The 26,098-nt window shown below is 40.0% G+C and carries 19 protein-coding genes and 1 other annotated feature; of the genes, 7 read left to right on the top strand and 12 right to left on the bottom strand.

Annotation, left to right across the window (positions count from 1 at the left end; translation table 11 throughout):
- Positions 1 to 21 precede the first annotated feature (21 nt).
- The 7 genes from lacD to IGI64_RS10390 all read right to left on the bottom strand — a co-directional run bounded on the left by lacD (position 22) and on the right by IGI64_RS10390 (position 6,991).
- A complete protein-coding gene (lacD, locus tag IGI64_RS10360) occupies positions 22 to 1,020 on the bottom strand; it encodes a tagatose-bisphosphate aldolase (protein WP_429940407.1) in 999 nt (332 codons plus the stop codon).
- Entirely contained in the window at positions 1,004 to 2,173 is a 1,170-nt protein-coding gene (locus IGI64_RS10365) for an SIS domain-containing protein (RefSeq protein WP_429940408.1), read from the bottom strand. The genes lacD and IGI64_RS10365 overlap by 17 nt, the downstream gene beginning before the upstream one ends.
- A gap of 17 nt (positions 2,174 to 2,190) precedes the next feature.
- Entirely contained in the window at positions 2,191 to 2,928 is a 738-nt protein-coding gene (locus tag IGI64_RS10370) for a GntR family transcriptional regulator (protein WP_016625039.1), read from the bottom strand.
- A 276-nt stretch (positions 2,929 to 3,204) separates the two neighbouring features.
- Positions 3,205 to 3,636, bottom strand: coding sequence for a type II toxin-antitoxin system HicB family antitoxin (locus IGI64_RS10375; protein ID WP_429940409.1), 432 nt, complete (start codon positions 3,634 to 3,636; stop codon positions 3,205 to 3,207).
- 33 nt (positions 3,637 to 3,669) lie between these two features.
- Positions 3,670 to 3,855, bottom strand: a complete 186-nt coding sequence (locus IGI64_RS10380; protein ID WP_429940410.1) for a type II toxin-antitoxin system HicA family toxin — start codon at positions 3,853 to 3,855, stop codon at positions 3,670 to 3,672.
- A gap of 143 nt (positions 3,856 to 3,998) precedes the next feature.
- Complete coding sequence (locus IGI64_RS10385; RefSeq protein WP_429940411.1) at positions 3,999 to 4,820, bottom strand: endonuclease/exonuclease/phosphatase family protein; 822 nt, start codon at positions 4,818 to 4,820, stop codon at positions 3,999 to 4,001.
- A 14-nt stretch (positions 4,821 to 4,834) separates the two neighbouring features.
- Complete coding sequence (locus tag IGI64_RS10390; protein ID WP_429940412.1) at positions 4,835 to 6,991, bottom strand: PTS transporter subunit IIBC; 2,157 nt, start codon at positions 6,989 to 6,991, stop codon at positions 4,835 to 4,837.
- A gap of 281 nt (positions 6,992 to 7,272) precedes the next feature.
- On the opposite strand from IGI64_RS10390, the gene IGI64_RS10395 reads away from it, so the two are divergent.
- Genes IGI64_RS10395 through IGI64_RS10410 form a run of 4 tightly spaced genes read left to right on the top strand, consistent with a single transcriptional unit; the run spans position 7,273 to position 12,249 of the window.
- Positions 7,273 to 9,567: a glycoside hydrolase family 65 protein gene (locus IGI64_RS10395; protein WP_429940413.1), complete on the top strand. Its 2,295-nt coding sequence runs from the start codon at positions 7,273 to 7,275 to the stop codon at positions 9,565 to 9,567.
- Positions 9,560 to 10,216, top strand: a complete 657-nt coding sequence (gene pgmB / locus IGI64_RS10400) for a beta-phosphoglucomutase (RefSeq protein ID WP_429940414.1) — start codon at positions 9,560 to 9,562, stop codon at positions 10,214 to 10,216. The genes IGI64_RS10395 and pgmB overlap by 8 nt, the downstream gene beginning before the upstream one ends.
- Positions 10,209 to 11,216 carry an aldose epimerase family protein gene (locus tag IGI64_RS10405; protein WP_429940415.1) on the top strand — a complete coding sequence of 336 codons (1,008 nt, stop codon included), beginning with the start codon at positions 10,209 to 10,211 and terminating at the stop codon, positions 11,214 to 11,216. The genes pgmB and IGI64_RS10405 overlap by 8 nt, the downstream gene beginning before the upstream one ends.
- The gene (locus IGI64_RS10410) at positions 11,206 to 12,249 is read left to right on the top strand and encodes a LacI family DNA-binding transcriptional regulator (RefSeq protein WP_429940775.1); all 1,044 of its coding nucleotides are present in this window, start codon (positions 11,206 to 11,208) and stop codon (positions 12,247 to 12,249) included. Before IGI64_RS10405 ends, IGI64_RS10410 begins: the two co-directional genes overlap by 11 nt.
- Positions 12,250 to 12,323: 74 nt before the next feature.
- Here the strand turns inward: IGI64_RS10410 and IGI64_RS10415 are convergent, their stop codons facing one another.
- Complete coding sequence (locus tag IGI64_RS10415; RefSeq protein WP_034862801.1) at positions 12,324 to 12,551, bottom strand: hypothetical protein; 228 nt, start codon at positions 12,549 to 12,551, stop codon at positions 12,324 to 12,326.
- 174 nt (positions 12,552 to 12,725) lie between these two features.
- Here IGI64_RS10415 and IGI64_RS10420 point away from each other — a divergent pair, with 174 nt between their 5' ends.
- Positions 12,726 to 14,777 carry a penicillin-binding transpeptidase domain-containing protein gene (locus IGI64_RS10420; RefSeq protein WP_429940416.1) on the top strand — a complete coding sequence of 684 codons (2,052 nt, stop codon included), beginning with the start codon at positions 12,726 to 12,728 and terminating at the stop codon, positions 14,775 to 14,777.
- A gap of 63 nt (positions 14,778 to 14,840) precedes the next feature.
- On the opposite strand, the gene tyrS is transcribed toward IGI64_RS10420, so the two are convergent.
- On the bottom strand, positions 14,841 to 16,097 hold the full coding sequence (gene tyrS, locus IGI64_RS10425; protein WP_016625029.1) for a tyrosine--tRNA ligase: 1,257 nt from the start codon (positions 16,095 to 16,097) through the stop codon (positions 14,841 to 14,843).
- A gap of 97 nt (positions 16,098 to 16,194) precedes the next feature.
- Positions 16,195 to 16,391, bottom strand: a binding site (T-box leader).
- Positions 16,392 to 17,084: 693 nt separating this feature from the next.
- On the opposite strand from tyrS, the gene IGI64_RS10430 reads away from it, so the two are divergent.
- Positions 17,085 to 18,359, top strand: a complete 1,275-nt coding sequence (locus tag IGI64_RS10430; protein ID WP_429940417.1) for a polysaccharide deacetylase family protein — start codon at positions 17,085 to 17,087, stop codon at positions 18,357 to 18,359.
- 77 nt (positions 18,360 to 18,436) lie between these two features.
- On the opposite strand, the gene IGI64_RS10435 is transcribed toward IGI64_RS10430, so the two are convergent.
- From IGI64_RS10435 to IGI64_RS10445, 3 genes are all read right to left on the bottom strand, one after another.
- On the bottom strand, positions 18,437 to 19,876 hold the full coding sequence (locus tag IGI64_RS10435) for a helix-turn-helix domain-containing protein (RefSeq protein WP_429940418.1): 1,440 nt from the start codon (positions 19,874 to 19,876) through the stop codon (positions 18,437 to 18,439).
- A gap of 170 nt (positions 19,877 to 20,046) precedes the next feature.
- Positions 20,047 to 23,943, bottom strand: a complete 3,897-nt coding sequence (locus IGI64_RS10440; RefSeq protein ID WP_429940419.1) for an LPXTG cell wall anchor domain-containing protein — start codon at positions 23,941 to 23,943, stop codon at positions 20,047 to 20,049.
- 429 nt (positions 23,944 to 24,372) lie between these two features.
- Positions 24,373 to 25,500, bottom strand: coding sequence for an ArgE/DapE family deacylase (locus tag IGI64_RS10445; protein WP_429940420.1), 1,128 nt, complete (start codon positions 25,498 to 25,500; stop codon positions 24,373 to 24,375).
- A 125-nt stretch (positions 25,501 to 25,625) separates the two neighbouring features.
- On the opposite strand from IGI64_RS10445, the gene IGI64_RS10450 reads away from it, so the two are divergent.
- Positions 25,626 to 26,063, top strand: a complete 438-nt coding sequence (locus IGI64_RS10450; RefSeq protein WP_429940421.1) for a VOC family protein — start codon at positions 25,626 to 25,628, stop codon at positions 26,061 to 26,063.
- Positions 26,064 to 26,098: the final 35 nt, after the last annotated feature.

The following is a 26,098-nucleotide window of genomic DNA, read 5'->3' on the forward strand; positions in this document are numbered from 1 at the left end:
ACAAGCAATCGTCGCAGTTGCTTACAATCGCTCTTTCCAACTGCTTGCGGTTCTTTCGACTGTCTCATTGAGCTGCTGGATATTTTCTTTTCCTTCTGTACGCAGCCATTCCCGCAATGCTGCTTCTCCTTTTTCGACAAATGGCTGAACGCCGCCTTTCCATGTCGCACGTCCGCACAATACACCATTGAACGTAGACCCGGCTTCTTTAGCAAAGGACAATGTTTCTTGAAAAAGTTGTGCGGAGACTCCTGCACTTAGAAAAATAAACGGCAGATTCACCGCGTCACTTTGCTCTTTGAAATAGTGACTTGCCTCTTCTTGGGTATAAACGACAGCATCTTTTGCGTATCCTTCAACATAATTCATATTTACTGGAACTTCGACTTTCAAGACATCCGCTTTATAGATCGGTTTTGTAAATTCTTTCATCATTTCGATTACTTTGCGCGGTTTTTCTTTGGCATATTCTTCTGATTGAGCATCGCTGTTTTGTGCATCATAGGCCAAGAGCTCCAAGTAAAAAGGCAAATCTTCCGCAGCACATTCATTTCCTAAACGTTCGACAAATACTTGTTTCCGCTGATTGATTGCAGGTGATTCATCTACATCATAGTAAAGGAGGAATTTGATGGCATCGGCGCCTTTCTCTTTCAACCGAGCAACTGACCATTCTTCGAGCAAATCAGGAAGACGGCCAGGAACAGTCGCGTCATATCCAGTTTTTTCATAGGCTAAAAGCAGCCCGCCATGCTTTCTAGCAGCCGCTGCTGGCAAACCGTATTCAGGGTCCAGCAAAATAGAAGAAGCATACGGTGTCAATTCTTCGGCAACGATTTTCTTGAATTCTTTGATTTGCTCTTCTGCCGTGTCACAACCAAAAGCATGAAACATTTTTTTCAAGGCACCTCGCTGATCAATAGCCAGTGCTTGGATTAGCCCGCCTTTTGTAGACAAACGTTCCATCGCTGCCTTTTTTCCGCTTGATAATGTCCACTTTTCTTCAACTTTCATATTCATGAATAACTACTCCTTTCACGACGCGATTCACTGTTCCTGTTGGTGATGGTGTATCGGGTCTATTTCCTATTTTTAAAGAAACAAGCAAAGCAATTGTTTGAGCAAACACAATATCTGCCAGTGCCAAGTATCCGTCAGGCAAAAGTTCTGTGTTCTTATATAAAAATGTTTCTCCTAGGTCATTTTCTTTACCTGTTTGTGTAATAGAAACAATCCCAGCAGCAATATCGTCGCTTCGAAGTTCTTCTAAAATGTCAAGATCATAACGCCGTGTGTAAGGATTGTTATTTACAAAGACAAAAATCAGTGTTTTTTCATCGACAAAAGACTTCGGTCCATGTCGGAAGCCCATCGATGAATCAAAAATCGTTGCAATTTTCCCAGCAGTCAATTCCAATACTTTTAATTGCGCTTCTCTAGTCAAACCGGCAAGACTCCCAGAACCTAGATAAACGATTCGATCAAATTCTCGGTCAATGATCGGCTGGATTTCCTGTTCTCTGTCAATCACTTCTTTTCCGAGTCCAATAACGGTCTGTACATATCGTTCTTTTTGTTCAAAAGAAGCCGTATCAAAAAGCAGTAATGCTGATAAAGCCATACATGTAAAACTGCTGGTCATTGCAAAACCCTTATCGTTCGAACGCGGCGGCATCAATAACAATAGATTTTTTTCATCATCTTTTGCAGCTTTTGCCAGAGCGCCATCTTCTGCACAAGTTACAGTAATATGGTATAGTTCTTTGACGATTTGATTCGCGATTGCGACAGCAGCCACACTTTCTGGACTGTTTCCGCTTCGAGCAAATGACACAAGAATCGTTGGTTCATTTTCAAATAAATATTCTTCTGGGGAAGCAACAATGTCGGTCGTGCCAATACTTTCAAAATGAAAAGATTGACGATCACCTGTTTTGTTTAAGTAAGGAACAATAGTATCTCCAACATACTGAGACGTGCCTGCTCCAGTAAAAACCACTCGCACTCTTATGTTAACGCTTTCTTTTATTTGTTCAAAAAAAGAAACAATCGCTGGTTGCTTCTTCTTGTACAATTCGATTGTTTCCTGCCATACTTCCGGCTGCTGGCATATTTCTTTGAATGTCGCTTCTGCTCCGGCTGTTTTTAATTCATCTATTTCTAACTGGTTCATGATAACCCTCCTTGAGTTCAATTTTCATTGATCCGAACATGGCTGATTCGATAACGAAATTGATCAGCACGGGCGACACTTAATGTGAATTCAATGATTTCATTTTCTACATTGTATGTTTTCCGAACAAGGTGTAAAACAGGTGCTCCCTCTCCGATTTCTAACGTTTCTGCATCTCTTTTTGTCGCAATACTTGCAAAAAATTCTTCATCTGCCACACGGATCGTTTCTTGATAATCTTCTTCAAACAAATCATAAAGCGGTTTGCTTTCTAACAGTGTTCTTGATAGATCCATAAACTTTTTCATTGGTAAAAAAGAACGTTCCAGCATCATCGGCTGTTCGTCGGCTAAACGAAGCCGAACCAATTCAAAAATCGGTTCTCCTAATGTAAGATTCAATTGACTTGCCAAATATTTATTTGCTTCGATTTTTTCAAAACTCAATATTTTGGTTTCCGGATGTTTCCCTAATGAGCGCATTTGTTCGGTAAAACTATAGGTTCCTGAAAGATTGGTCATATTTTTGCTTAAATCTGAAACAAAGGTCCCTTTTCCATGCTGCCGATAGATGTAGCCCATTTTTTCTAATTCCTGCAAAGCTAAACGTACAGTTGTCCGGCTCAATCCGTAATGTTCAGATAGTTCCCGTTCAGATGGAAGCATGTCATTTGCTTCCAGTTCTGTTTCGATCTTTTCTTTCAGCAAATCCACGAGCTGATCATAGAGAGGCTGCTTTTTCGGTGAATTTTTCATGGCTTCTCCTTTCTAACTGGTTACTACCACATGACCAATATAACTTTCTGCATTTAAGATGTCAACGTTTTTTTTAGATAAAAATAAAGATTGCATAAACCTTCTTAAAAAAACCTTTATACTAAGCCATTTATACACTTTATCCAATATAAAAATCTTTTTTATCATTTTGCCAAATTGTTATTATTTGTATTTTATTTTTAATACCAGTTCATACAAAAAGCGCAGAACTATACAAATAATTCTGCGTTTTGATTACTCGATTATCGGAGTAGATTATTTTGATTTTTTTGAAAGAAGAAGTTCGCTTGCCTTGTTTGCAATAGATTCTGTCAGCAGAACAGAAAAGTTGATTCCAGCACGCTTGCCTAATTTATCCGCCCATTTTGGGATCGTTAGTGTCTTTTTGATCAATTCGGTATCTTTTAAATACTTTGCAACATCTACGCGAATCAACGTCGCAAACGAGTGATTTTCGTATGTCAATTCATTTATAGGTGTAGGCTTTGGAAAGGAATCTTCATGTTCCATATAATCAGCAAGTACCATTCCAAGAACTTCCTGGGCCATTGCAATACCATACGAGATATCCTCTTCATTTATCCCAGTATAAGCTCCTTGAATATCAGGAAATTCAATGAAGTAGCCGCCACCTTCTTCCGGATGAAAAATAGCTGGATAAGTTTTAGCTAATGGTTCACTTAACATTTCCCTCAATCCTTTCTTCAAATGGATACAGGACTATTTTAATCCTGCATCCTTTAAAATTCTTTGCTCGAGCCCTCGTCCAAGATCTTGATTGCCATGAACAGGTACAGTGATTCTTACACCATTCTTATACAAATGATGATGAGAGCCTTCTTGACGCCGTTCTTGCCAACCATTTTTCTTCAACAATTTGAGCATCTCTTTTCCTGTAAGCGGCATATGCACTATACCTCCTTACACAAAACAGTTTAACACGTGCTGGCACGTATGTAAATTCTCCAGTAGTTTTTCAAGTGAATAAAACAAAAAAACCCAGAGAATCATTTTCTCTAGGTTCATTTTTTATCACAATAAGTGGTTTCTTAAAATTCTTCCATCTCAACTTCGACTCCGAAATGATCACTGATCACGGGGCCATTTTCTCCATCAAAAACGACTTGATGAGTGGTTACTTTAGCTTCTTTGGGCAACAAGATATAATCGATTCTCAACGCTTCCGTATTATCTGCCCAGCCGTCGATTTTTTTGACGACGGTGGCAGCGCCTGTTTTCTTTTCTGCCGCATAAAAGCTGTCGGCTAAACCAAGTGTTTCAAGTTCCAATAGTTGATAGCCGGGGCCAGGATCAGGATTATTGAAATCACCCATCAAAAACAGCGGACTGCTTTTTTCCAAAATCGACTGCAGGTTTCGCCATTCATAGGCAAATCCTTCTGTTTCATTTATCCACCAAGAAAAATGGCAACTTATGGCAGTTACTTTTTTCTCAACAATAATCGTTTCACCCAATAACAGTTTTCTTGTCCGATAATCAGCTGGATCATTCTTTTCGGAGACCAGAAATGCTTCTGGAGAAATCTCATGTTTTGAGAGAAGCGCATTCCCTTCTTGGTAGATATCATAACCGATATGACTCATTTCCCAGCTCCAAAAATAGCTAATTCCCGCTTTTTTCAAAAGTTGGACTAAACAATAGGCAAAGTTATCTGCATGGATCTCTGTCTGCTGGGGACAAGGACAAAAACCAGCTGGCTGCGTGATGACTTCTGACGCTGTTTTTTGGTTGACTTCTTGCAATGCGATCAGGTCATACGATTCTTGCGTGATTTTTTCTGCTAATTGCTGCAGTTTTTTCTCTGGATTTTCTTCAAGCCAGCTATGGGTATTCAATGTCAGGATCTTCATTTTCTGTTCCCTTCTTAAAATTCGATTGTTCCTATTGCCTCACGTTTTTGAACAGGTTTATAGTTTTCGATCGTTAATTTTTCAATTTTGTCGCTATTTGTGATAACTACCATGATCGTTGTTTCTTTGCCCGCTTCCTTGATTGTTTCAAGGTTCATTGAAGCGATTGTATCTCCTGCTTTTACATGCTGGCCTTCTGCGATGAAGATCTCAAACGCATCTTTTTTCATTTCAACAGTATCAATACCCATGTGGATCAGCACTTCGATACCATCTTCTGTTTTGATACCGATTGCATGTTTGCTTGGGAAGATACTTGCAATTTCTCCTGAGACTGGTGCAGTGATTTCTGATTTTTCAGGGATCAGCGCAAAGCCGTCGCCCATCATTTTTTGTGAAAAGACAGGATCAGAAACATCCGTCAAAGGAACCAATTGGCCGTCTGCAACAGCATAAAGTGTGTCTTTTTTCCCTAGAAAAGCAGTTGTTTCTGCTTTTTCTGCATGGGCAGTCGTTTCAACAATTGGCGGAATTTCTGCGCCAGAATCAAGCAAGTCTTCGATATCTGATTTCAACACATCTGCTTTTGGTCCGTATACAGCCTGCACGCCGTTATCTTTCACGATCAATCCCATTGCGCCCGCTTTTTTCCATTCCTCTTCTGAACCGACTTTTGACGGTTCTTTGACACTTACGCGAAGTCTTGTCATACAAGCATCTACGTCGCTGATGTTTTCTTTTCCGCCTAATAAATGAATGATCCGGATCACTTGCTCATCCGCAGAAACTGTTGTATTGCTTGTTTCAGTGGTACTGTCGTTATCATAATTTCCATTTCTTCCTGGTGTTGCATAATTGAATTTTTTGATTAGGAAGTTCGCAATAAAGTAAGTGGCTACACCAAATACGATGACGCATAAGACAAAATTGATCAAGTCGCCGCCAAGCCCTGCTTTGATAGCTAGCGGTGTTCGTGTCAATAATTCGATATTTCCAAATGAATGAACTCTTAAAGGCAAGATATCTGCCATTGCAAAAGCGGCTCCTTGGATCACTGCATAAACAGCATATAAAGGTACTGCAGCAAACATAAACATAAATTCCAGCGGCTCCGTAACACCTGTCAAGAAAACTGCAAGTGCTGCTGAAAGGTACATTGATTTGTATTTGTCTCGTTTATCTAAGTCAACATTTCGATACATCGCTAATGCCATACCCATCAAAATACCAGAAGAACCTATCATTTGCCCAACTTTGAAACGTGCAGGTGTCCAGTTTTGCAAAACAAAATCATATTGAGAAGCATCGCCTCTTAAGTTGACTAAGTCAGTCGCCCATGCTAGCCACAATGGATCTTGTCCAAATACTTGTGTTCCTGCTTGTGCGCCAGACAATATCTCGTAAGTTCCGCCCAATTGTGTGTAGTTGATTGGGATCGTCAGCATATGATGAAGTCCAAATGGCAGCAATAGCCGCTCTAATGTTCCGAATAAAAATGGCGCTAAAATCGGTGCACTATCTTGTGATTGTGCAATCCATAAACCAAAATTATTGATTCCTGCTTGGATATTCGGCCAAACAATAGCTAAAATAAGTGCGGTAATCGTTGACCATAAGATAACTACAAAAGGAACAAAGCGCTTTCCATTGAAGAAAGACAAAGCATCTGGCAGTTTTCTAAAGTTATAATACTTATTGTAAGCCATGGCTCCTACAAAACCTGCAATGATCCCAACAAAAACTCCCATATTTAGTGCTGGTGCTTCTAAAACACTTGTGAAAAATCCTTTGACCATGATTCTAGTACCAAACAACGTATGCGTAAATGCATCTTCATTTGCTAGCATTTCCGTTGTGACACCAAAAATCGCTCCTGTGATTCGGTTGATCAAAATAAAAGAGATACCCGCTGCAAATGCACCGCCAGCACGTTCTTTCGCCCAACTGCCCCCAATCGCTAAAGCAAACAGCAAATGGAGATTACCGATAACGGCCCAACCAATATTCTCAATAACTCCGCCTGTTGTTACCAATGGTGCAAAATCAGGATTGATCAAAGGAATCGATTTCCCGATACTGATCATCAACCCAGCAGCTGGCATAACTGCAATGACGACCATCAATGCTTTTCCGAACTTTTGCCAAAATTCAAAACTAAATAACTTCTTCATCTCTATTCTCCTTTATGCAATCGGTTTCGTTGGAATCATTATATCTCTCCTTTTCTGTTTTGTAAATGCTTTATTTTTATGTTTTTCCTCGTTGATTTCTTTTGTTCTGTTATATAAGCTGATTTTTTGTAAGCTATTTTTTATAAAAGAATCCCTTTTAAGACTGGATTGTAACAACATTTCATCAAAAAGTTCCTATTCTTGGAAATTTTTATATTGACTTACGCAATCGGTTGCGTTTATGATTGTCTTATCATTAGTCATACCACAGGAGGAAAACAATGAAACATATCAAACGTTTATTTCAAATCGATCCATGGAAAATCACGACACATACACTTGATAAACAAAATCTCCGCTTACAAGAATCTTTAACTAGTATTGGAAACGGCTACATGGGTATGCGCGGGAATTTTGAAGAATCTTACTCAGGCGACCATCACAAAGGAACTTACCTAGCTGGCGTTTGGTATCCTGACAAAACACGTGTCGGCTGGTGGAAAAATGGTTACCCTGAATATTTCGGCAAAGTGATCAATGCAGTTGATTTTATCGCAGCAGATATCTATCTTAATGGTGAAAAAATCGATTTAGCTGTGATAGAGCCAGAAGATTTTTACTTAGAATTAGATATGAAAAATGGTGTTCTTTCCAGAACATTTACGGTAAGTACTGCTGAAAGCAAAGTTCGTTTTTCTTTTGAACGTTTTTTGAGTATCACCGATAAAGAAATGGCTTATGTTCGGATTTCAGCGGAAATGATCCAAGGTAAAGGTTCTTTGAAATTTGTTTCTAAATTAGATGGTGATGTACGCAACGAAGACAGCAATTACGAAGAACATTTTTGGGAGCCTGTTGCAAACGGAACAAAGGATGAGATCGGCTTTTTAACAACAAAAACGATTCCTAATAATTTTGGGATCGATCGTTTTACAGTCACTGCTGCCATGCGTCATTTTGTGAATCAAACACTGATTACACCAGAATATACTTCAGAAAAACTTGCAGTAAATGCAACCTATTCTGCTGATTTAGAAGAAGGAGAACGTATTACTTTAGACAAGGAAATCGTTGTATTGACAAGCCGAGATGTGCCAGAAGAAGCACAAGCTGCCCAAGCGATTGATTACCTTCAAGAAAAAACACTTCCATATGACGAAGCAAAAAAACAGCAAAACGAAGCGTGGGAAAAACGCTGGCGCTTAGCGGACGTTCAGATCGACGGCGATGAAGAAGCACAACAAGGCATTCGTTTCAATCTGTTCCAGCTGTTTTCGACTTATTACGGCGAAGACGACCGTTTGAACATTGGCCCGAAAGGATTTACTGGCGAAAAATACGGCGGCGCTACTTACTGGGATACAGAAGCATATGCCGTACCGCTTTATCTTGCATTAGCAAAACCAGATGTGACGAAAAATCTTTTGAAATATCGACACAATCAACTGCCTCAAGCGCAACACAATGCGCAGCAGCAAGGGTTGAAAGGCGCGCTTTATCCAATGGTCACTTTTACTGGTGTTGAATGTCACAACGAATGGGAGATCACATTTGAAGAAATCCATCGAAATGGCGCAATCGCCTATGCTATCTATAATTACACAAATTATACAGGCGACACTGACTATTTGAAAAAAGAAGGTTTAGCTGTTCTGGCAGAGATCGCTCGTTTCTGGGCTGACCGTGTCCACTTCTCGAAACGTGCCGGCAAATACATGATCCACGGTGTCACTGGACCAAACGAATATGAGAACAACATCAATAACAATTGGTATACAAACACGATTGCTGCTTGGGTGTTAGATTACACACGTACGATGTATCAAAAATTTGCTGAAGAAGCAGCTGTTTCAATCGCTGAGGAAGAATTGGCACACTGGAAAGAAATCACAGAAAACATGTACTATCCAGTTGACGAAGAATTAGGGATTTTTGTCCAGCATGATACATTTTTAGATAAAGAATTAAAACCTGTCGCTGACCTTTTACCGGAAGAATTGCCGTTGAACCAGCATTGGTCTTGGGATAAAATTTTACGTTCATGCTTCATCAAACAAGCAGATGTTTTGCAGGGAATCTACTTCTTTGGCGATAACTTTAGTTTAGAAGAAAAACAGCGCAATTTTGATTTCTATGAGCCAATGACTGTCCACGAATCTTCCCTTTCTCCTTGCATCCACTCGATATTAGCAGCGGAACTAGGAATGGAAGAAAAAGCAGTCGAGATGTATCAGCGGACAGCTCGTCTTGATTTGGACAACTATAACAATGATACAGAAGACGGATTGCATATTACATCAATGACCGGCAGCTGGCTTGCAATCGTTCAAGGATTTGCGCAAATGAAAACAACAGATGACAAATTGCGGTTTGCACCTTTCTTGCCGAAAACTTGGAATGGCTACTCTTTCCACATCAATTATCGCGGCCGTTTGTTCTCTGTTTCTGTAGCCAACAACCAATTGACCTTTGAATTGCTTGACGGCGCTCCTCTTGAATTGACTGTTTATGGCGAAGAACAACTGCTTTCTGATACATTATCGCTTCCTTTGAGAAAGGGGAAACTCAATGTTTAAAGGTGTTTTATTTGATTTAGACGGCGTAATCACTGACACAGCGGAATTTCATTACCGCGCCTGGAAAAAACTTGGTTCAGAATTAGGGATCACGATTGACCGTGCTTTTAACGAAAGTCTAAAAGGAGTCAGCCGAGAAGACTCTTTGCGAAAGATTTTAGCTTTGAGCGAAAAGAATCCTGATCCTAAAGAATTTGCAGAATTGGCGCATCGAAAAAACAGCTACTACCTAGAAATGATCCAAGAAATCACACCAAAAGATGTATTTCCAGGTATCTTGCCGCTTCTAAAGCAGCTTCGAGAAGAAAATATCAAAATCGCTTTAGCCTCTGCCAGCAAAAATGGTCCATTTTTACTCGACAAATTAGGTCTTTCTGATTATTTCGATGCCATTGCTGATCCAGCAAAAGTCCATCAAGGCAAACCAGCGCCCGATATTTTCCTTCTGGCTGCAGAAGAAATCGGACTTCCAGCAGCGGATTGTATCGGGATCGAGGATGCAAAAGCAGGCATCCAAGCCGTCCAAGCAAGCGGTGCTTTTCCAATCGGCGTTGGACGCAAAGAAGATCTTGGCGAAGGATTTCCCATCGTGCCGGATACCACTTATCTTACCTTTGATTTTTTAAAGCAGGCAGATCGTCATGAGTAACGTTAAAGCTGCTATCGAAACAGTTGCAGATGGAAAATTAAAAAAAATCACTTTGAAGAATGACTTTTTAGAAGTCATTCTTCTTGATTATGGTGCACGTCTCCACCAGATTTTCGCTCCCGACCGCCAAGGAAAAAAAGAAAACGTCCTTCTTTCCTACGATGAGTTTTCAGATGTACTGAACGACCAAAGTTTTTTTGGTGCTACCATTGGACCAGTCGCTGGAAGAATCCGCCATGCACAATGGAAAGAACATACTCTCGAAAAAAATTGCGGCGAACATCATATCCACGGCGGTTCAAAGGGCTGGGCCCATCGTTATTGGAAAGTCAAAATCATTGAAGAAGCGGATGCTATAAGTGCCTTATTTTCTTTAACTGATGATGCTTCCGGCTATCCAGGACCTATCTATGCCGAGACTCGTTTTCGTTTAATCAGGAATCAGCTGGAAATGACGATTTCTGCCCAAAGCAGCCAGCAAACGATCGTCAATCCGACAAATCATGCCTATTTCAATCTTTCTGGTGATGGAAAACGCAATCTTTATACACATGAATTAGCCGTTGATTTAGAAGGAATCTTATCTTTAGACAAAGAACTTTTGCCTACTGGAGAAATCCTTCCCGAAAAAGACCTTCCCCTTCCTTTCAAAAAAAACACGGGATTCTCAGAGATTTTTTCTGCCTATCCACATGGGCTGGATGATGTTTTTGTCTTAGCTGAACCAAAACTGACTCATCCCAGCCTTCATCTGCAGGAAAAGGAATCCGGCAGACAGTTAGCTGTAGCAACAACAAATAAAAGTATGGTATTATTCTCTACGACAGGCTTCGAAGACACGTTTAAGATAAACGGAAAAGCAATGCATTCCAACTACGGACTCGCCATTGAACCGCAAGAATTCCCTGATCTTGCCAATTTTCCGCAATGGGGTTCTTCTGAGCTGGCGCCAGGACAAGTCAAGACTTGCAGAACAATATATACATTTACTGCATCCTAGTGAAAAAAGGAGAAAAAAGATGACGATTACAGTAAAAGACGTCGCTAAAAAAGCAGGTGTCGCAACTTCCACTGTTTCCAGAGTGATCAACGACCATCCAAGTATTTCTGAGGCAACGAAAAAAAAAGTCCGGAAAGTCATGGATGAACTTGGTTATGTTCCGAACATTACTGCCAGAAATCTTGGTAAAAGGATCTCAAGCGCGATTGGCGTTATCTTGCCTCCTTTAGATTCAAAAGAACGATTAGGCAACCCTTTCTATTTGGAAATCTTAGAAGCAATCAACGAAGAAGCGCGGCTTTACGATATGACGACAGCTGTAGCTACAGCAAAAAGCTTCGACCTGCTTCTTGAAAATGTACAGCGGATGCATTTGCAAAAACAAGTGGACGGATTTATCCTTGTTTATTCTGACAGCGATGATCCTGTTATCGATTATCTTTACCAAAATAACATTCCTTTCACTCTGATCGGTCAGCCTTACAAAAATGAAAATGATATCGTATATGTTGACAATGATAATCAGCTTTTAGGTAAGCAAGCAACAGAATTTTTGATCCAGAATGGACACAAAAACATTCTTTTCGTTACGAATACGACCCACGAAAGTTTGTATTTTGAACGTTATTTTGGTTATCAAAAAGCAATGATGCTTTCCTCTCTTCCCGCCTTTCCAAGCGTTGCGTTGGAACAACCGGAAGATTATTTAGACTTTGAAGATGTCCTTGCTTCTTCCCAAGCAACGGCATTGGTCGTCATTGATGATATTTTTGCATTGCGGACCATGCAGCTAGCTGAGATGTATGGGTATTCCGTTCCTGACACGCTTTCTGTGATCAGCTTCAACAACTCGATTTTCGCGACACTCACTCACCCTTATTTGACAAGTATCGATATCGATATCTCAGAATTAGGGCGCGCAGCGATGAAAAAATTGCGGGAACAAATCCACGAAGATTTCACAAATGGTGTCCGATTCGTCGTACCGCACAAATTGATCAAAAGAGAAACAGTTATCCCAATCCAGGAATAACAGCAAAGAGACCAGGGCTTTTTCAAGTCCTGGTCTCTTTTGTATTTACTTGTTTTATTTTCAATCAGAAAACACTACTCAATGATTTTCTTTACCTTAAATTCTTTTCCATGCTCTTTTGACGGCAATGTTTCTGGCAATTCAAAAAGCAGTTGTTCATTGTTTTCTTCATCTTCCACGATGACGAAGCGTCCTTTTTTTCCGCGTTTATCTTGTTCGATCTGGACTGTCCGCATCAATTCTTTGGTGTCTTTGCTTGAGGCAAGTGCATTTCCTAAGTTAAAAAAGACTGATTCTTCCATCATGATCCACCTCACATGCTTTTTCTTTTACCTTAACATAAATATGTGATATAAAACAAAAATAACCTTTACTACTTCTGTATTTTCGTAAAGGAATGAGCTATACTAAGAAAAACTAAACAGGTTGCTTCCTGTTTCAGTGAAACTGCATCAGAAAATATTGGAGGAATTGAAATGACAAGTCGAAGCAGCAACCGGCAGCAAAGTTCAAAAAAATCAACAGGACTTTGGGTCGGCGGAGGAATTGCCGCTCTATTGCTTCTCGGAGGCGGATATTTCGGATTTACCGCTTATCAAACAAACCAGCAGCTGGAGAAAAACAAACAAGTCGCAGAAAAGTTCACAAAAGATCTTGAAAAGCAGAAATTCGATGATTTAGATCAGCTGGTTTCCAGTAAAAAATCTGAAAACAGCGATTATGCAACACAAGATATCGCAGACAAGTATCAAACGATTTTTTCAGGGATCACAGCAGAGAATATTGATGTCAAAAATCTGAAAGTAAAAAAAGATCAAGATACATATACGTTTACTTACACCCTTTCCATGACTACTGCATTAGGAAAATTGAAAGATTTAGATTATAAAGGGACTTTGACAGAAGAAGACGGACAGCCGCGCATCAAATGGGCACCAAATTTGATCTTTCCTCAAATGAGCGGTCAAGATAAAGTATCAATCAGCGTCGATGAACCTGCACGCGGAACCATCACCGACAGAAACGGCAAAGAATTGGCCGTCAATCAAGAATTCGATCAAATCGGTGTCATTCCTAACAAATTAGGCAGCGGCGACGAAAAAACAGCGAATATCAAACAAATTGCTGAAAAATACGAATTGACTGAACAAGAAATCAATGATGCTTTGAGTCAAAGCTGGGTCCAAGATGACTACTTTGTCCCACTAAAAACATTGGAGCTGGGCGAAGCCATAACTGAACTTCCTACAGGCGTGACAACACAGACCGTGACGATGCGCTACTATCCATTAAAAGAAGCTGCCGCACAATTAGTGGGTTATGTCGGAACGATCAGTGCTGACGATATCAAAGAAAATCCTGATCTTCCAAGCAGCGGTGTTGTTGGAAAAACAGGCTTAGAAGCAAGTTTTGATGAAAAGCTTCGCGGTTCTTCTGGCGGTACCTTAGCAGTAACAGATGCAGACGGAAATGAAAAAGAAGTCTTGACTCAAGTAGAGAAAAAAGACGGCGAAGATGTGCAATTGACGATCGACAGCCAAGCGCAGCAATTGGCTTTCCAAGAACTTGATAATCAAAAAGGTTCTGCAGTCGTGACAAATCCGCAAAATGGCGATCTTTTAGCTGCGGTCAGCTCACCAAGTTATGATCCTAATTTAATGGCACACGGTATCTCACAAGAACAATATGATGCTTACAGCAATGACGAGGCACATCCATTCACAAGCCGATTTACGAATCGTTACGCTCCCGGTTCTACTTTTAAAACCATTACAGCTGCGATTGGATTAGACGCAGGAACGATTGATCCTAGTGAACAACTGCAAATCAACGGCTTGAAATGGCAAAAAGATTCTTCTTGGGGAAGTTATGAAGTCACACGTGTTTCGGATACACAAAGTGCTGTTGATTTAAAAACAGCTTTAGTTTATTCAGATAACATCTATATGGCTCAACAAACATTGAAAATGGGAGCAAAAACCTTTATTGATGGTTTAGACAAATTTATTTTTGGCGAAAAATTAGACTTGCCGATTGCTATGAATCCGGCACAAATCTCTAATGACGGAAAATTGGATAAAGAAGTCTTACTGGCTGACACTGGTTACGGACAAGGCGAGCTTTTGATCAATCCGATCCAACAAGCAACAATGTACAGCGTTTTTGCAAATAACGGTACACTAGTTTATCCAAGAATCCTTGCTTCTGAAGAAACAAAAACAAAAGCAAATGTCATTTCAGAAAATGCTGCCTCCACTGTTACGACCGATATGCAGGCAGTCGTCAGTGATCCAAATGGAACGGCGCACAACTTAGCTGCTTTAGGTATCCCATTAGCCGCTAAGACAGGTACAGCCGAAATCAAAGAAAAACAAGATGAAAAAGGAACAGAAAACAGCTTCTTGTTCGCGTTCAATCCAGAGAAAAAGAACTATCTTGTGGTCAACTTCTTAGAAGATCGCGGCGAAGGCCAAAGCGCTGCAAATCACAGCGATGCTTTACTCAACTATTTGAACACCTTGAATTGATTTCACTTATAAAAAAGAACAGCCGCACAGTAAATGTGCAGCTGTTCTTTTTCGTTTATAGAATTAGTCCACAACTCTTGCCAAGAAATATTTTTTCTTCCCTTTGCGGATAACTACGAATCGGCCATCAAATTGTTCAGATGGATCAATCATGTATTCTAAGTCTGTGACACGCTCTCCGTTGATGCGGATTGCTCCGTTTTTAACATCTTCCCGAGCTTGACGTTTTGATGGTTCGATTTTTGTTGCGACCAGCAATTCGATGATATTTTCTGGTTGGCTTGAGATTTCAACATTTGGCATTTTTTCAAAACCTTGTGCAATCTCATCTGCTGTCAATTCTTTGATGTTGCCAGAGAATAATGCTTCTGTGATTTTTTGTGCTTCTTTCAGTTCTGCTTCACTGTGGACAAATGTCGTTACTTCTTCTGCTAAACGGCGTTGTGCTTCACGTTTTTCAGGTTCTTCTGCTACTTTTTTCTCCAATTCAGCGATTTCTTCTTGTGAAAGGAACGTAAAGAATTTCAAGTATTTCACTACATCGCGATCATCTTGGTTCAACCAGAATTGATAGAATTCAAATGGTGAAGTTTTCTTTGGATCAAGCCAGATCGCGCCGCCTGCTGTTTTACCGAATTTCGTACCGTCCGCTTTCAGCATCAATGGGATCGTCAAACCAAATCCTTCTGCTTCTGGGCCTTCCAACTTACGCAAAAGATCCAATCCAGCAGTAATATTCCCCCACTGATCTGCTCCTCCGATTTGCAATTGTACATCATGGGTACGGTATAAATGAAGGAAGTCGATCGATTGTAAAATTTGGTAAGTAAATTCTGTAAAGGAGATACCTACTTCTAAACGACTTGAAACGATATCTTTAGCTAACATTGTATTGATATTGAAATGTTTTCCGTAATCTCTTAGAAATTCAAGTAATGAGATTTCTGACAACCAGTCATAGTTGTTCACAAATGTGATGTTTGCACCTTCGCCAAATAGTTTGCGCATTTGATTTGTCAGTGCATCAACATTATGCTGCACTTGTTCCATCGTTTGCAAGACACGTTCTGTTTTTCTTCCGCTTGGGTCGCCGATCGTACCTGTTCCGCCGCCGATCAAGATATATGGATGATGTCCAGCAAGCTGGAACCGTTTCATCATCATGAAAGGAATCAAGTGGCCAATGTGCATAGAATCGCCAGTAGGATCTACACCGCAATAAAGAGAAATACTTTTCTCCTCAACAAGTTCGCGAAGTCTTTCTTCATTTGTCTGCTGATTGATGGCGTCGCGCCATGTTAGTTCGTCAATGATATTCATTCTTTTCCACTCCTAGTTATTTTTTAACAAGCAATTGCTGTTTTTATTTGTAAAACTTGTACAGGACTGCAATAAAAAAATCCCTTGGCAAAAACAGCCAAGGGACGAAAAATCGCGGTACCACCCAATTTATACGTAAAAACGTATCACTCAAGCATTTAACGCTGCCGCGTGACATTTCTGTCAAAGACTCCTGGAATGTACTTCGTTTTAAAGCATGTGCTAGTTCGCAGCAGCCACTAGCTTTCTGAAACATTGGCTTTATCCCTACTTCGTTCCATTCAACATCTTGTTATCTATCCAACTAGTACAATCATAGAGGGCAATATTTTTTTTGTCAATAAAAATTGTACTATTTGCCAAAAATATAAGACAATATGCTTTGGTATTTGGTGCAGCTTCGATACAATTTAGAAGAGAGGTCGTGAAAGAACCGTTCAGCTTCAAGCAGTAACGAAGAAAAACACAAAATAGCTTCTCATATTTTTGTTTTTTTGAGTTACTGCCGAAGAAGCTGGTTCTTGAACACCGTTTATAGAGAGGTCATTTTCTCAGTGTCCTGATCCGAGCGTTAAGACTCTTTTCAGCGGGGAAACAGCTTTTCCATGTTTTTCCGTTGAAAAGCTTAACGCCGAGGAGCAACTGAGAAAATACCGTTGAAGAGAGGTCGTGAGCAGCATGTTCTGCTTCAAGAATTAAGAATGCCAAATTAGAAATAGCACTTCATATTTTTAATTTGGCCGGCTTAATTCCGAAGAAGCAATGCTGGGAACACCGTTTATGGGGAAGTCGTGAAAGAGCCATTCAGCTTCAAGCAGTAACTCAAAAAACATAAAATAGCTTCTCATATTTTTGTTTTTTGAGTTAATGCCGAAGAAGCTGGTTCTTGAACATTCTCCACAGAAAGATTCCAATTTTCCAACTTGCTTCGCCACTATTTTATCTGTAAGTCACAACTTTACAAATTTTGAATTAGGAGTTTTCACAATGAAACCAGAACAAAAAAAATTACTTGGTATGATGTCACTTATCGCAATTATTCTTTCTATCCTCAGTCTTTTGCTCATTTTCCAATTTGCTTCTCCAAAGCAGACACCGCAAGAGATTACTCAAGAAACACACGAACAAGTTCAAGAAAAGAAAACTATTTCGCAAGCAGAACAGCTGGCTCAAGGGTATAACTACGACGAAGCTCTTTCTTTACTAAAAAATGACGACAGTAAGGAAGCTTCCTCTTTGCAGAAAAAAATAACAGATGAAAAACAGCAGCTGGTCGCTTGGAAAGATCCTGATACCTTTTCTCACCTGTTTTTCCACAGTTTGATCGTCGACCCGCAAAAAGCATTCAGCACACCACAGGCAAAAGGTTATAAAGATTATATGGTCACGATCCCTGAATTCAAACAGACGATCCAAGAACTTTACCAAAACGGATATGTACTTGTAGATATCAATAAACTTGTCCAAAAAAATGATGCCGGAAACCTTGAATTTGTTGGGATTTCTTTACCTAAAGATAAAAAACCGCTGATCCTTTCTCAAGACGATGTCAGCTATTATGAATATATGCATGATTCTGGTTTTCCAGATCAGCTGGTTGCGACAGATGCCGGTGTAAAGAATACTTATCAGCAAAACGGCAAAAAAGAAACGGGTGATTTTGACATGGTTCCCTTGCTGGATTCCTTTATCAAAGAACATCCAGACTTTTCTTATCAAGGAGCAAAAGGAACCCTAGCTCTTACTGGGTACAACGGCGTCCTCGGCTATCGCACATCAAAATCTCAATATGGCGATACAAAAACGACACAATCAGAAATCGAAAAAGCAAAAAAAGTCGCACAACAGCTTAAAAATGAAGGCTGGACTTTCGCCTCTCATTCTTGGGGACACATCAATATGACCACTTCAAGTTTGGCTGAAGTTGAAGCAGATAATACACTTTGGCAGCAAGAAGTCGCACCAATCGTCGGCAAAACATCTATTTTGATCTATCCTTTCGGCGCTGATATCGGCGATTGGCATTCATACGATGAAACCAATGGCAAGTTTGCTTACTTAAAAGAACAGGGATTTGATATTTTCTGTAACGTAGACGCTACGACTAAGGCTTGGGGTCAGCTAGGCACTGATTTTTATCGAAATGCTCGAATCAATGTCGACGGCATTCGGTTTGATTCAGAGTTGTCAGGCAAAAACACTGTCCTTGATGATTTTATCTCAGTGAAAGATGTATACGACGGAAAATCTCGAGGAATGTAGCACTTATCTTGAAACTTAAATAACGGGAGGGAAATCAGAATGAACGATTTCCCTCCCGTTATTTTATTTTAAAAAAATCAATACAAACCGAAATGCTGATAAAATTCAAATAGATTGTAGATTTCTCTGGCATTAGGAAAAACAGAGATCCCAAAAATCGGGATACTGAAAGTAGTTGCTAGTGTAATGTTCGAAATGATGCAATCAAACTTTTCTTTATGGAGCATTTCTTTGGTCAGCGAAGGTGTTGTATTTGCCGCAAAGTGATACCGATTCCCTAAATGATGTTCAAGTTTCTTTATCATGTATTTCGCGTAGTTTCCATTATCATTCGTCACGACAAGCGCCTTGATCCGCCTGCTTTTTTCTATTTTCTTTAAAAGTGCTGGCCAATTCAAAATGATTTCTGAAACGCAGCTTTGGATAAAAGAGTCCGCAACTTTCATATCCGCCTGCTTCAAATGATTTTTTAAATTGACTTTCATTGCTTCAAGTTCCGGCTGTACATATTTTAAGATCGATTGATTTTTGTCATATAAAAGATAGCTCGGTATCTCTTGGCAGTTCAGACGATAAATTATTTTTTGTCTGGTTTTTGCTCGGTCTTCATTGATCAACTGATACTTTCTTTCTAATTTTCTGATAAACGAATCGATGTTTTCAACGATTTTGCTGGAAGAACTAAATGATAAGTTTGATTCTTTGCTTCCTAAAACAGGATAGATCATGGTTGGATCGAATATATAATCCAACAGTTCTTTATTCAAAAGTTTATCAGTTATGGGTAAATGCAGCTTTTTTTCCAATATTTTTTTAAATTGGAAATTTTGTTTCGCTTTCTTTTGGTTCGAAAGCATTCCTTTTTCTATTTGCAAAAGGCGACTAGCCACTAAAAAATGCAGCATCTGCTGTTCTTTTGAATCAAGTGCAGCCGCTTGTTCCTCTAGTTTATTTTCAGAAAGGAAATCTTGAACGAGTTTCTCGATCCACTGGCAAAAGTGTATCGGGAAGGCATTTTCGAAATAATGGTATTTTTCAGATAGAAATTGGATCGTCAGCTCTGTGATCAGCTGGTCATCACCAGAAAGTTTAATCAGTCCTTGGATAGTCAGATGATAGTCTTTCAGCAGTGTTCTTACTTTCGCAGCGATTCTTCTAAGGGTACTTTCTGAAACAAACAAACCTTCTGCTAATGTAAAATAATCTTCGTAATTTTTCAGTAAAATTGCTTCTAAATACCGGAACTCCAACGATTCTTCCATAATGATCCGATAAATATAATCTTCTGTGATGTGTGAGGAAATAGCTGCCGAAACGCCCGATTCCCGTTCCATCAAAATTTCGATTCCTTTAGCATAAGTATTGATTTCTGCCAAATCCGTTCGCAAGGTTTTCGAGGAGCAATCCAACATCACTTCCAAATCACCAAAACGATACTTTTTCCCTTCAAAGAGTATTTCCAGCAATCGCAATTGCCGCTGCAATTTTTTTGATAGAAGAGTCAATTGTCTACTCACCTCATTTTCTTTCCTTTTTATTCTATATAAAAAGCACTCAAACACGGTTTTCCCTTTATTTGAGTGCTTCTTACTATTTTATTTTAATGTGTTTTCCTCTTAGATTTGTAACTAGTTTTTCTTGATTGAATAAAAAGTGGTCCAAATGTATTTATCGGAAAAAACCTTGGTTATTTTACTGTCTTTTTAGCGGCTTTTCTTTTCTTCCAATAAACGATTCCGCCGACAAGAGCAAGAAGCGACAGACCTGCGACCGATAATGCTGTACTTCGTGTTGCATTTGTTTGCGGCAAGTTGCCTCTATCGATCGTATCCATATTAGATTCTTGTTCTCCTTCAGCTTGCGGCGCCGGTTCAGGTTCATTTGGCGTTGGTGCTTCTTGTCTTGGTGAATCTTCTGGGTTTGGTGCTCCTGGTCCATCGGTTTCTCCTGTTTCTTCTGATCCTCCTGCTCCTGGAAGTTCACCAGGCGGCAGCGGTTCATCTTCGCCAAATCGTCCCTGTTCTACGATTTGATAAGTGACTTCTCCAGAGGTTGTAAAGCGGCCAAACGTACGATCTGTCGTTACTGTTACATTTGCAGTTCTGTTTCCTAAACGTGTCGTATCTACTTCTGAATCAAGGGTAACGGTATATGCCCGTTCAGGAACAGGTACGCCGTTGACTGTTACATCTAGGACAAAAGCACTTGCCTCTACGACGATCGATTCTTGTTCCATGCTGACATTACTTGATTCAAATGCCAACACACCAGTCGGCTCAAAACCATAAGGCGTCACATCATAATAGGCATAATGACCACCATAAGTGTAATCCTGTGCTGTTCCTTCAAACATCAACAAGTTATTTTCACCTAGTTGAGAATGATAGATTTTTACTGTATCATCAACCGAAATTTCCAATGGCTGACCGTTATTGAAACGCGCGATTGCTTGACCAATCGTGATATTGCCTCTGACTTCATAATTGAAGCGGCTTCTGCCATTTCTTAAGACTTCGATGCGGTAATAAACATCCCGATCCGCGATTTCTGTGATTCGGTCTGTCAAGTTTGTCTCGCTTGCTCCTTGCACAGAATGAAGCATCAATCGGTCGTTTTGGTTGATCAAACTGAATGCCCCGACTGTTTCATCGTTCCCGTTTTTAACGCGTAACGCTTCGCCCCATTCAACGGTGTATGGTACTTCGACTTCTGTAGAGGTGCCGTTGTTCAAAGCAGTGATTCTGACTTTCACTGTTTTTTCGCCCACACTTGATGTATCAAATTCTTCCAATTTATCTACTCTGTAAAGTGAATTTGTCAATACTTCACCATTGAAAGTTACATTTCTTACCAAATCCGCCCCAGTAATTTCTGTGCCATCTTGTCCTAAAACAAATCTTTGAGAAATCGTGTCTGCTTGGATAGCTGAAATTGGTTCAAAACCATTGTTAGTAACTTTATACTGTGCGAAATTCGTTCCGCCAGTAAAATCTCTTGCGATGTTGTCGCGCATCAATAAATTGCCTTTGTCTGGCTCCGCATGGAAAACTCTAACAACAGAACCTTCCGAAACAGCAAGCGGACGTCCATTGTTGAATCTTGAGATTGCCTGTCTGATCGTCGTATTTCCTGTGACTTCATAACGGAAACCTTGTTCTCTGGATAACTGCGGTGTCCCTGTGAATTGTCGTGCAATCACGTCTTCTTCGGTTTCTTCCTCTCTTGGCTCTTCAACCTCGATACGGTAATAAACACCGCGGCCAAAGACATTATTAACTGGCGAGTCTAAATCTGTTTCGCTGTCTCCAGCTGTTGAATGGATAAACGCTTGGTCTCCTTGACCAACAAACGTAAATGAACCAACAATCGCATCTTCTAATCCTTTTAGAACGATGGTACTTCCCCAGTTTACTTCATAAGGTACTTCAACTTCTGCAGAAGCCAAGCCATCTTTTAAGCGCACACGCAATCGAATATTTCTTTCTCCGACTGTCGAAGTGTCGAAATCATTCAATTGCTCTACTTCATATAACTCTTGGTCGATCGTTTTGCCGTTTATCGTGACATTTTCCAACAACTGTGAAAGATCAATATTACTTGTATCTTCTGCTAAATCAAATGTTCGAGGACTTGCAGTCGCTTCCATCACTGGGAATGGATCAAAACCGAATGCTGTCACACGATAATACGCATAATCAGCGCCATAAGTGAAATCTTCCTCTTGTTCGTTGATCATCACCACTGAACGATTTCCTGTGTTGTTTGGATGGTAGATTCGGACCACATCGTTTAATTGGACGTCCACGATATTATTCGCATTCCCAAAGCTATTCCTGATTTGACGTAATGTTGCACGATTCGTGATTGCTTGATGATAAATAACACGATCGTTACGCAACACATCAAATGTATAGTAAACATCAAATGGTGCTTCACCCGATCCTACAGCGGCATCTAAAGAAGTAGCTGTCCCTGGTGTCATGATGATACCCGCTGTTGCATTCGCTGTATTTCCTAAACGTAGTGAAAATGCACCAGCCGATCCGCCATTATGCGATTTAAGGAACAAGGTATGTCCCCAGCGAACATTCACTGTTGTTTCTGCTGTTCCTTTGATCATCACATTGTTGACAGGATGTCTTGTTTGAACTGTTAGTCTTATCGTTTGAGGTCCGGCTGTTTGATGATCCGGTTCCATTGACTCTGCCGCCACAAATTGAAGTTGTGACAAATCAACTGGTTCACCAAACATCGTTACTTCTTCAATATAATCTCTGAAATTCGACGCCAACGCTGGATACGTTTGTCCAAGCGCACGATCTTCGACAGGTTTTAATTTCATATGCAACCCTGGATGAGGAATTACTTCCATTTCCACCAGGCTGGTAGCTTCTCTTCCATCTGAGGTGACGGCCCTTGCACGCCAAGTCTGTCTACCTGCTTGAAGAGTATTGGGATTATCGATCCATTCTACTCTATAGTTATCTCCACCATTTTGAATATCAAAATAGTCAGCAGCATTTGGCATGGCTGAATATTGATAAATTGAGTGTTCACCCGGTTTAGGAAGCATTTCTAAATTACGAAATTCAATAGTGATCGGCACTGATATTTCATGTACACGCTCTGTATCATCATTTACTCTAACCATCGTATTTTGTCGGCCAACTCTATTCATATCAGGCGGTGATGCCCAACTATAACGAACAGTACCTCGATGGTTATTTACAGATTCGATAAATAGTGACGGCTCAGGAACTCTGTCTCCTTGTAAAAATACATGGTCTTCTCTTCCTATCACTTGAAGACGTCCAATTGTTTGTTCAGCAGTAGGAAATCTAACTGTAAAAGGCACTATCATTCTTCGAAAACCACGTCTACTGTGAAAACCTATCATTACAGTAGGGTGGCGGAATGTCTCTTCTCTAAGTCCCCCAATTTGACGTCTGGTAAAAGTCATTCCAATCGAACTACCTGCAGCTCCTCCCGGTCCTCCACTGAGATCGCCTCCTCCTCTAAAATTAATCCCCCAATTACCTGATTGAGATGAATAGTTTAAATCATTCATCGATCCGTTCAATCCCACACGAACCCAGTTATCAGTAACAAAATCAGATGGTATATCTGGTCTGTAAAAATGTTGGTTATACACATCAAACATTCGATATATAAATGAATCAAAAACAAATCTTTCGCCTACATTGAATGAGTGATTGGAAATATTAAAGTGCTGCGCCTGAATATGATATTCAAGATACTTTATAGCTGTTTTTAATACCTCTTCGTCATATGCAGCATCATTTCTTTCTATTTTTTCTGTTGATAACGGTCCTGCCGGTGCAGAGATTTTTTCTTCTGATTCTTCTACCTGCTCAACGTCTTTTTCCTCTTCTTTTGGTTCTTCTTTGGCTTCTTTTGCTGCCTCTGCCTTCTCCTCTTCTTCCTGTCTCCTCGTCGCCCGGCTGATCCTATTTTCCCGACTTCTGCTTAACGCACTGGTTGCTTCCACCACTGTGCCGCTGCTGCTTCCTAGAATGATCCCCAGAACGAGTGCGCTGTTCAGCATTTTTTTCCAAATTTTCATAAGCCCCTCCTTTTGATTTTTCTGTTCAAGATGGTTAAAGGAGTTCTGCCATTATTCTGCGGATGTAAAAACTCAAGTGATACACATATGTAACGATTGCTGACATCCCTTCTTTCCATCTTTTTCACCCATCTTTTGTTTTTTTATAATAGCCCTAGCTGTTTTTCTATTTGCCAGTTTTTTGACTTTGCTTCTGCTATTTGCTTCTATACCGTTTTTTTATTGGACTGTTTGTTTTTTGGATCTTCCTTTCATACTGTATTTGGAAAAGTCATTAAACTTTACCCTCCTAAGTTTAAAATGAAAGATTTTTTTTCGTAACGTCAATTTTTCTCTGTTAAAATGCGGTTTTTGAAAGACCGCACAAAAAAACGAGAAACTTCTATTATTTAGTAAAAGAAGTTTCTCGTTTTTCATTTATTCAAAAAATCAGCTCAAATATTCTTTCGCGATGTCTTGGTAGCGGACGATCATATCCAAATAGTTGTCGATCTCCACATATTCATCGATTTGATGCGGTAATTTCGGCATTCCTGGACCAAAAACAACCAAGTCGAAAGAATTATCCGACTTCGTAAATTCCGCTGCATCCGTTGTGCCGGCTGCTGTGATCAAAGGCAGTGCCTCTGAAAATTGATTTTGGATGACTTTGATTAGTTTCGAATCTTTTTTTGCCTGAACAGGAACTTTATTGTAATCGATCGTCACTTCCAATGTACCGTCCAGTTCTAATGTCAATTGTTCTGCTGTTGTTTGAAGCAGTTCAATGATCTGTTCATTGTCATATTCAGGAATCGAACGGATATTGCCTTGTAAAACCGCTTCTCCAGGAATACTGTTGACTTGGTTTCCGCCTCGGATAACGGTTACATTGTGGATTGTTCGTCCCAATTCTTGATTTTCATATTTATTAGTTATTTCTGACATCTTTTCGTTGATACGCGTAATAAATTGGTTGAGTAGATTGATGGCATTGATTCCTTCTTCCGGCATAGAACTATGGGCTTCTTTACCTATAGCCTTCACTGAATAGTTCAATGAACCCATGTGCGCATACATCAAATTGTAATTAGTCGGTTCGCCAATGATCAGTCCATCCAAGTCATCTGCATAACCTAATTTCGTCAATTGTTCTGCACCAAGTTCACCTACTTCTTCCCCCACTGTCGCAAGAAGCCGTACTTTTCCTTTAAGCGGTGTATCTTTTAGTTCGATCATCGCAATCACCATCGCTGCAAGTCCGCTCTTCATGTCGGTACTGCCGCGTCCATATAACCGATTGCCGTCGATTTCTGCTTCAAAAGGAGGAAAGGTCCACGAATGTTCTTCGCCTGCATCTACGACATCCATATGTCCTGTAAAACCAAGGATCGGTCCCTCACTGCCGATTTCTGCAATCAGATTACAGCGTCCCTCAGAATAAGAAATCAGTTGTGAGTGGATTCGATGCTCTTTTAAAAGCTGCTGCAAATAACTAGCGACCTCTTCTTCGTTGCCATTGACTGATTTGATCCTTACTATATCTTGTAATACTTTGATTTTTTCTTCTTTATCCATTTTCTTAACCTCCAGACATACTTTTTTCATCATAATTTAATAATAACACACCGAATCCTGTCAGCAAAAAAATCGAATCGTTGAGGTTATACTATATAGTAACTATGCGAAATGGAGGGCTTATAATGAACCGAATCAATTTGATTTGTCTTGGCGTAGCAGATATGTCGCGAGCACTTGCTTTTTATAAAGAAATCGGCTTTAAAACCTATGAAGCTTCCGCAAATCCGCCTATTGTTTTTTTCGATAATGAAGGAACGAAATTAGAGTTGTTTCCTATAGAAGAATTGGCAAAAGACATCAATGAAGAAAATCCGCCGCAACCGCAAAAAAACGGTTTTTCCGGCATTACATTTGCTATCAATACCAAATCAGCGGAAGAAGTAGATCTGCTGATGGAAAACGTCCGCAAAGCTGGCGGAAAAATCGTCAAAAAGCCAGAAAAAAACGCACTTTGGGACGGCTATACAGGCTACTTTACAGATCTTGACGGCTATTATTGGGAAGTTGCTTATGGCAAATCTTGGGCTTTTGACGAAAATAATATGTTGGTCATTGAATAAAAAAAGCCGATGGAACAATCTCTATTGTTCCATCG

Origin of the sequence: Enterococcus sp. DIV0210g, assembly GCF_050559705.1 — a bacterium.
In the GTDB taxonomy this organism is placed as follows: Bacteria; Bacillota; Bacilli; order Lactobacillales; family Enterococcaceae; genus Enterococcus_B; species Enterococcus_B faecalis_A.

Coding starts and splice junctions, on each gene's coding strand:
- lacD (WP_429940407.1), bottom strand. CDS start 1,020: ATGAATATGAAAGTTGAAGAAAAGTGGACATTATCAAGCGGAAAAAAG.
- IGI64_RS10380 (WP_429940410.1), bottom strand. CDS start 3,855: ATGCCGCTTACAGGAAAAGAGATGCTCAAATTGTTGAAGAAAAATGGT.
- tyrS (WP_016625029.1), bottom strand. CDS start 16,097: ATGAATATCATTGACGAACTAACATGGCGCGACGCCATCAATCAGCAG.
- IGI64_RS10405 (WP_429940415.1), top strand. CDS start 10,209: ATGAGTAACGTTAAAGCTGCTATCGAAACAGTTGCAGATGGAAAATTA.
- IGI64_RS10365 (WP_429940408.1), bottom strand. CDS start 2,173: ATGAACCAGTTAGAAATAGATGAATTAAAAACAGCCGGAGCAGAAGCG.
- IGI64_RS10385 (WP_429940411.1), bottom strand. CDS start 4,820: ATGAAGATCCTGACATTGAATACCCATAGCTGGCTTGAAGAAAATCCA.
- IGI64_RS10430 (WP_429940417.1), top strand. CDS start 17,085: ATGAAACCAGAACAAAAAAAATTACTTGGTATGATGTCACTTATCGCA.
- IGI64_RS10390 (WP_429940412.1), bottom strand. CDS start 6,991: ATGAAGAAGTTATTTAGTTTTGAATTTTGGCAAAAGTTCGGAAAAGCA.
- IGI64_RS10420 (WP_429940416.1), top strand. CDS start 12,726: ATGACAAGTCGAAGCAGCAACCGGCAGCAAAGTTCAAAAAAATCAACA.
- IGI64_RS10370 (WP_016625039.1), bottom strand. CDS start 2,928: ATGAAAAATTCACCGAAAAAGCAGCCTCTCTATGATCAGCTCGTGGAT.
- IGI64_RS10450 (WP_429940421.1), top strand. CDS start 25,626: ATGAACCGAATCAATTTGATTTGTCTTGGCGTAGCAGATATGTCGCGA.
- IGI64_RS10415 (WP_034862801.1), bottom strand. CDS start 12,551: ATGGAAGAATCAGTCTTTTTTAACTTAGGAAATGCACTTGCCTCAAGC.
- IGI64_RS10440 (WP_429940419.1), bottom strand. CDS start 23,943: ATGAAAATTTGGAAAAAAATGCTGAACAGCGCACTCGTTCTGGGGATC.
- pgmB (WP_429940414.1), top strand. CDS start 9,560: ATGTTTAAAGGTGTTTTATTTGATTTAGACGGCGTAATCACTGACACA.
- IGI64_RS10375 (WP_429940409.1), bottom strand. CDS start 3,636: ATGTTAAGTGAACCATTAGCTAAAACTTATCCAGCTATTTTTCATCCG.
- IGI64_RS10445 (WP_429940420.1), bottom strand. CDS start 25,500: ATGGATAAAGAAGAAAAAATCAAAGTATTACAAGATATAGTAAGGATC.
- IGI64_RS10395 (WP_429940413.1), top strand. CDS start 7,273: ATGAAACATATCAAACGTTTATTTCAAATCGATCCATGGAAAATCACG.